Origin of the sequence: Actinomadura fibrosa (genome assembly GCF_900659615.1) — a bacterium.
GTDB classification, from domain to species: Bacteria; Actinomycetota; Actinomycetes; order Streptosporangiales; family Streptosporangiaceae; genus Spirillospora; species Spirillospora fibrosa.
Genome location: NZ_CAACUY010000365.1, coordinates 1 through 6,699 on the forward strand (window position 1 = coordinate 1; position 6,699 = coordinate 6,699).

Here is a 6,699-nt window from a genome sequence, read left to right on the forward strand (position 1 = left end):
GCGATGTCGAGGTCCACGACGGTCAGCTCGCGTTCGAGCCGCACCTCCGCCTCGACGAGCTGCTCCAGGGGCGCGCCGCCGAACAGGGCGTCCGGCATGGCCCGCCAGATGTCGAAGAGGGACACCTCGGTGCCGAGCGCCTCGCGGTGGCCGCGGGCCGCGTGCTCGGCGGCGATCCGCATCCGCCGGAACGTCGCGTCGGTGATCCAGTCCGCGCAGAGCCCGGCGGCGCGCAGCCGGGAGCCGAGCAGCGCGAACGCGTCGGTGGGGCGGGGCACGCGGCGCCAGAGGACGGTGTCGAAGACGTCCAGCGACAGGACGGCGCACGCCCGGTCGGCGATGATCCGGTGGACGTTGTCGAGCACCGGGCACCCGGCTTCGTGCGTGGTCAACGCCGTACCCTTCCCCTGGACCCCGCCGGGCGGCCGGCCCGCCGCGGCTCGGGACACCCTATCCACAGGTCCGTCCGCTCTTGTCCGGCTTGTCGTGCGATCCGGCCGGCCCGCCGGGACGTTCGGCGGGGGCGTCACGGCGGCGTCCCGGGCTCGCCGGCGACGGCGGCGGCGCGCCGGGCCATCCGGTCCTCGCGGACGAGCCGTCCCGCCTCCGCCGTGGGCCCGTCGAAGATCACCCGTCCCTGCCGCATCGTGATCCCCCGGTCGCAGAGCCCGGTGAGCATCTGGATGTCGTGCGCGACGACGACCATCGTGCGGCCCTCGCCGCGCAGCTCGCGGATGCGGCCGATGCACTTCTCCCGGAACGGCGGGTCGCCGACCGCCAGCACCTCGTCGATCAGGAACACGTCCGGCTCGGTGTGCGCGGCGATCGAGAACGCCAGCCGCATGAACATCCCGGACGAGTAGAACTTCACCTGGTCGTCGAGGAACCGCTCGACCCCGGAGAACTCCACGATCTCGTCGAACCTTCGCGCGATCTCCTTCTGGGACATGCCGAGGATCGCCCCGTTGAGATGGACGTTCTCCCGTCCGGTCAACTCGGGGTGCAGCCCGGCGCCGACGTCGATGAGCCCGGCGATGCGGCCCCGGACGAGCACCGACCCCGAGTCCGGCCGCATCACCCCGGAGATCAGCTTGAGCAGGGTGCTCTTGCCGGAGCCGTTCAGGCCCATCAGCGCCACGGTCTCGCCCTGGTGGAGGGTGAGGCTCACGTCGTCCAGCGCCCGGAAGCGGTCGGACAGCCGCTGCCCGCGCAGCGCCCGCACGCTCATCTCCTTGATCGACCGCGCGTGCCGCAGCGTGAAGTCCTTGGTGACGGAGTCGATGACGATCGAGGGGGTCAACGGCTACAGCTCCTGGGCGAATCGCTGCTGCATGCGGGCGAACGCCGCGCGCCCGGCCAGCAGGACCAGCGCGCTCGCGGCGAGCGACAGGCCCGCGCGGGCGTACAGGTGCGGCGGGTAGCCGAACCCGGCGTCCGTGCCGGGCAGCCAGAACGCCCGCTGGAACAGGAAGACGGCGCTGACGAGCGGGTTCGCGAGGTACAGGTCGAGCACCCAGCCGGACGCGTGGTCCCGGACGTGCGTCCACGGGTAGATCATCGGCACCGACCAGGTGATGACGATCATCGAGATGTCCACGACCTGCTCCAGGTCGCGGAAGAAGACGTTCACGGCGGCGAACAGCAGCCCGATGCCGTAGCCGAGCACCACGACGATCGCGAAGCCGAGCAGGGCGGCGCCCGCGGCCTCCGGGGAGAACCGCCACCCGGCGGCCACCGCGGCACCCGAGAGGATCATCAGGCCGGGCAGGAAGTGCACCAGCGAGACGAGCACCGACGCCGTCGGGAACAGCTCGCGCGGCAGGAACACCTTCCGGACGAGCGCCGCGTTGCCCGTCACCGACCGGGTCGTGGAGTGCAGCGTCTCGGTGAACAGGTTCACCAGGACCATGCCCGAGAACAGGTAGACCGGGAAGTGCTCGACCGAGCGGTTCACGCCCAGGAACACGCCGACGATGTAGAAGTAGACGGCGAAGTGCACCCCGGGCCGCACGTAGGACCAGCCGAGGCCGAGCAGCGACCCCTTGTAGCGTGCCCTGAGCTCGCGGCGCACCAGCAGCCGCAGCAGGTACTTGTTCCGGAAGGTCTGCCGCAGCCCCCCGTCGGCCCCGGGCGCTCGGAGCCCCTCGTCCGGCCGGATCGACGTCGCCGCCATCACTGCCCGGGCCCCACGGACTCCCCGGGCTCGCCCGCGCCGCCCGGCTCCGCCGCCGCGGCCGCGGCGAAGGTGCGGCGCCAGGCCTCCGGGGAGGCGAGGTCGTCCATGGCCGCGCGGTACCGGCGCGACAGCTCGGGCCACTCGCGGCTGAGGCGGGCGTGCAGCAGCGACGTCCGCCGCAGGATCGTCCGGAACCGCTCGGGGTCGCGCTGGTACCAGGCGACCTTGGTGCCGTCCGCCGAGGACACGAGCGCGCTGTCGAGCTGCGACAGCAGGCCCCAGTGCCGGTCGATGTGCGGCACGACGGCCTGCGGGTTGCCGCGGGCGGACGGGTCGAGCGGGCGGAGCTGCTTCAGGGTGCCGATCATCGCGCTCGCCAGCACGTTGGCCTTGCCCTTCGGCGGCTTGAATCCGCGCCCCCGCTTGGGCGGCTTGGCGCGCACCTGCGGGAACTCCTCGTGGTCCGGACGGTTCCGCGCGTCCGGGAAAGCGGCCCGGAACGCCGTGATCTCGGCGAGCTTCCCGGCGATCCCGGCGTGCATGTGGTCCGGCCCGGACAGGACGTCCTCGATGGCCGAGAGCATCAGCTCGGCGGTGGAGTACTGCATGGCCAGGGCGTGCTTCACCGAGATGATGAAGCTCTCCTTGACGAGGTTGCCGCCCCGCTCGTAGGGCGAGTGCATCAGCGCGGTGACGAGTCGGTTGCGCTCGTGGAAGTAAGCCTGCCAGTCGATGCCGTCGTCCTTGTCCTGCCAGGGGACGTGCCAGGCGGCCATGCCGGGCAGCGACACGGTCGGGAAGCCCGCCTCGCCCGCGCGGACGCAGTACTCGGCGTCGTCCCACTTGATGAACATCGGCATCGACAGGCCGACCTTGCGGATCACGTCGGCGGGGATCAGGCACATCCACCAGCCGTTGTAGTCGACGTCGACGCGCCGGTGCAGCCAGCGGGTCTTGCGCAGGCTGCCCGAGCTGGTCCGCAGCCGCGGCACCGGGTTCGTGTCGGGCGGGACGGCGAAGTCGTGCTCCCGCCGGGTGTTCGGGGACGCCTCCCACCACCAGCGGTACTTCTGGATGGACTCGCCGTAGGCGTGCAGCTGCGACCGGACGAACAGGTTGAACATGTGCCCGCCGACGATGGTCGGCGTGCGGGCGTGGTCGGCGAACGCGACGGCGCGCAGCACGCCCTCGGTCTCGGTGACCACGTCGTCGTCGAGGAGCAGGACGTAGTCGCTGGTCCCGGCCTTGAGCGTCTCGTCCATGGCGCGGGAGAAGCCGCCGGAGCCGCCGAGGTTCGGCTGCTCGATCAGCCGGAGCCGCGGGCCGAGCGCCGCGGCGGCCCGCGCAAAGCCCGCGTCGTCACGGACGCGGCGGGTGCCCTGGTCGATGACGAAGATCTCGTCCACCACGTCCAGCACCTCGGGTGCGCGGCCGAGCGCGAGGAGCTGGTCGACGCAGAAGCCCGGCCGGTCGTAGGTGGTGATGCCGAGGCTGACGCGGCCCTGCCGGGCGCCGCCGTCCGGGGCGGGCGGGGGCGGGGCGCACCAGTCCGCCCGCTCCAGGACGGCGTCGCGCTCGCCCGCCTGGACGTCCATCCAGTACCAGCCGCCGTCGACGAACGGGCCGAGCGTCAGCCGGAACGTCTCCTCGCGGGGCGTGTCGGAGTCGATCCGCGCGGACGCGACGCGCTGCACGTGCCCCTTCGCGCTGGACCGGTAGACGATCACGTGGGCGTGGCCGCGCACGCGGATCCGCAGCAGCACCTCCCGGACCGTCGTCCAGCGCCGCCAGTAGCTCGCCGGGAACGCGTTGAAGTAGGTCGCGAACGACACGCGCCGGCCGACGGGGACGACGACGCTGCGGCGGCCCACGTCGTCGGCGCCCCGCGCGGTGCCGTCGGCGGCGTCGTGCGCGATGCCGTCCTCGACGGCGGTCTCGGCGGCGAGGGCCTCGGCGCCGCGGCCGATCTCGCCCTCGACGTACAGCGCGAGGACGTCGAGGTCGCGGTCCACGGGCATGACGACGCGCTGGAGCACGCGCGGCTCGGCGCTGCGCGGCTCGGCGCCCGCCGCCGGGGGCTGCTCGGTCACTCGGCCACACCTCCGCTGTTGAGACGCGCGCCCTCGGCGAAATGGGGACGCAGCCTGTTGTCGACCATGCTGAGCGCGGCGGCGATCGCCATGTGCATGTCCAGGTACCGGTAGGTGCCGAGCCGGCCGCCGAACAGCACGCCGTCCTCGCGCCGCGCCAGCTCCCGGTAGGCCAGCAGGCGGGCCCGGTCGGCGGCGGTGTTGACGGGGTAGTACGGCTCGTCGCCGCGGGCGGCGGCGCGCGGGTACTCCCGCATGATCACCGTCTTGCCGGGGTGGTGGCGCTCCCGGCGCTCGGGGTGGAAGTGCCGGAACTCGTGGATCCGCGTGTACGGGACGTCCTCGTCGGCGTAGTTCATGACCGGGGTGCCCTGGAAGTCGCCGGTCGGCAGGACCTCCGTCTCGAAGTCCAGGGTCCGCCAGCCGAGGTCGCCCTCGGCGTAGTCGAAGTAGCGGTCGAGCGGGCCGGTGTAGACGACGGGCACGTTCCCGGCGGTGTCGCCGCGCAGGTCGAGGAAGTCGGTGCCGAGCCGGACCTCGATGCGCGGGTGGTCGGCCATCCGCTCCAGCCAGGCGGTGTAGCCGTCGACCGGGAGCCCCTCGTGGACGTCGTCGAAGTACCGGTTGTCGAAGGTGTACCGCACCGGCAGCCGCGTGATGATCTCGGCGGGGAGGTCCCTCGGGTCCGTCCGCCACTGCTTGGCGGTATAGCCGCGGATGAAGGCCTCGTACAGCGGGCGCCCGATCAGCGAGATCGCCTTCTCCTCCAGGTTGGACGGGTCGGCGACCTCGGCGGCCTGCGCGGCGATCAGCGCGCGGGCCTCGTCCGGGGTGAAGGCGCGGCCGAAGTAGGCGCAGATGGTGCCGAGGTTGATCGGCAGCGGGTAGACCCTGCCCTTGAACGTCGAGTAGACGTGGTGCCGGTAGCCGGTGAAGGCGGTGAACCGGTTGGCGTACTCCCACACCCGCTCGTTGGACGTGTGGAACAGGTGGGCGCCGTAGCGGTGGACCTCGACGCCCGTCTCCGGATCGGTCTCGCTGTAGGCGTTGCCGCCGATGTGGCCGCGCCGGTCGAGCACGAGGACCCGGAGGCCGAGCTCGGACGCGCACCGTTCGGCGACCGTGAGCCCGAAGAACCCGGCACCGGCCACCACGAGATCGACATTCACTGGACGGCGACCATCCCGTGCGGGGGGAGCGGAGGGCGCGGTGGGCGCATACGGCGCCAACCAGCCCTTTAGTACGGATTGAGGCTAAGATACCCGGGGTTCAATCGGTACCGGCCCAGTATCAAGGATCGCGGTGGTTCCACCCACTCCCGGCAGTGCGAACCCCGGCCCGGCGCGCCCCGGCACCGCGAACCCCGGCACCGCAGATCCCGGCCCGGCGCGGCCCGGTGAGCGCACCGCGGTGTACCTGCACATCGGCGCCGCGAAGAGCGGGACCACCTACCTCCAGCAGGCGATGTGGGGCAACCGGCACCGGCTCCGCGAGCGCGGCGTCCTCTACCCCGGCGACGATCACGCCGACCACGTCAAGGCGGCCTTCGACCTGCGCGGGACGTTCTTCCGGGGCGCCCGCGACCCGTCGCTCGACGGCGCCTGGCGGCAGCTCGTCGAACGCGCCCGCGACTGGCGGGGCACAGTGATCATCTCCCAGGAGCTGTTCGCCCCGGCGGAGCCCGAGCACGTCGCGCGGGCCCTGGCCGACCTCGACTTCGCGGACGTCCACCTCGTCTTCACCGCCCGCGACCTCGCCCGGCAGATCCCGGCGCACTGGCAGGAGGACGCCAAGAACCGGCTGACCGCCTCCTTCGGCGAGTTCGTGGCGGACCTGAAGCGGCCGAACTGGCACGACTTCGAGAGCGCGCGGCTGTTCTGGGAGCTCCAGGACCCCGTGGACGTGCTCGCGCGGTGGGGCGCCGCGGACCTGCCGCCCGGACGCGTCCACCTCGTCACCGTGCCCCGGCCCGGCGCACCGCACGACCTGCTGTGGCGGCGCTTCTGCGCGGCCGTCGGCATCGACCCCGACGGGTACGACCTCGGCGACGCGTTCGCGAACCCGTCGCTGGGCCTCGCCGAGACGCAGTTCCTGCTCCGCCTCAACCGGACCCTCGGCGACGACGTGAGCTGGAGCGCCTACAACCTGGAGATCAAGCACCGCCTCGCGCAGGACGTCCTGACCGAGCGGCCCGGCCGGGTCCGGATCGACCTGCCCGCCGAGCACGTCCTCTGGGCGACCGAGCGGGCCGTGGAGATGGTCGAGGACCTGCGCGCGGCCGGCTACCGCGTCGTCGGCGACCTCTACGAGCTGGTCCCGACCGCGGTGCCCGCCGCCGGCTCCGGCACCGTGCCCGGTGCGCCCGGCTCCGACCCGGACGAGCCGTACTGGGCGGACGTGGCCGACGTCGGCACCGACGCCGTCGCCGCGCTG

At 72.7% G+C, this 6,699-nt stretch carries 6 protein-coding genes; 1 reads left to right on the top strand and 5 read right to left on the bottom strand.

The window, feature by feature from the left end; genetic code table 11:
• The 5 genes from E1300_RS46210 to glf all read right to left on the bottom strand — a co-directional run.
• A partial coding sequence (locus E1300_RS46210) for a hypothetical protein (protein WP_207400374.1) occupies nt 1-392 on the bottom strand: 392 nt, incomplete at its 3' end.
• Nucleotides 393-526: 134 nt separating this feature from the next.
• Entirely contained in the window at nt 527-1,300 is a 774-nt protein-coding gene (locus E1300_RS46215; RefSeq protein ID WP_207400375.1) for an ABC transporter ATP-binding protein, read from the bottom strand.
• A 3-nt stretch (nt 1,301-1,303) separates the two neighbouring features.
• Nucleotides 1,304-2,173 carry an ABC transporter permease gene (locus E1300_RS46220; RefSeq protein WP_131763613.1) on the bottom strand — a complete coding sequence of 290 codons (870 nt, stop codon included), beginning with the start codon at nt 2,171-2,173 and terminating at the stop codon, nt 1,304-1,306.
• Nucleotides 2,173-4,266 (bottom strand): glycosyltransferase, encoded by a 2,094-nt coding sequence (locus tag E1300_RS46225; protein WP_242619835.1) that lies wholly within the window; start codon nt 4,264-4,266, stop codon nt 2,173-2,175. Before E1300_RS46225 ends, E1300_RS46220 begins: the two co-directional genes overlap by 1 nt.
• The gene (gene glf, locus E1300_RS46230) at nt 4,263-5,435 is read right to left on the bottom strand and encodes a UDP-galactopyranose mutase (RefSeq protein WP_131763614.1); all 1,173 of its coding nucleotides are present in this window, start codon (nt 5,433-5,435) and stop codon (nt 4,263-4,265) included. Before glf ends, E1300_RS46225 begins: the two co-directional genes overlap by 4 nt.
• 133 nt (nt 5,436-5,568) lie before the next feature.
• Here glf and E1300_RS46235 point away from each other — a divergent pair.
• Nucleotides 5,569-6,699, top strand: a 1,131-nt coding sequence (locus E1300_RS46235; RefSeq protein ID WP_131763615.1) for a hypothetical protein, incomplete at its 3' end; no start/stop codon positions are given.

Coding starts and splice junctions, on each gene's coding strand:
- E1300_RS46220 (WP_131763613.1), bottom strand. CDS start 2,173: ATGGCGGCGACGTCGATCCGGCCGGACGAGGGGCTCCGAGCGCCCGGG.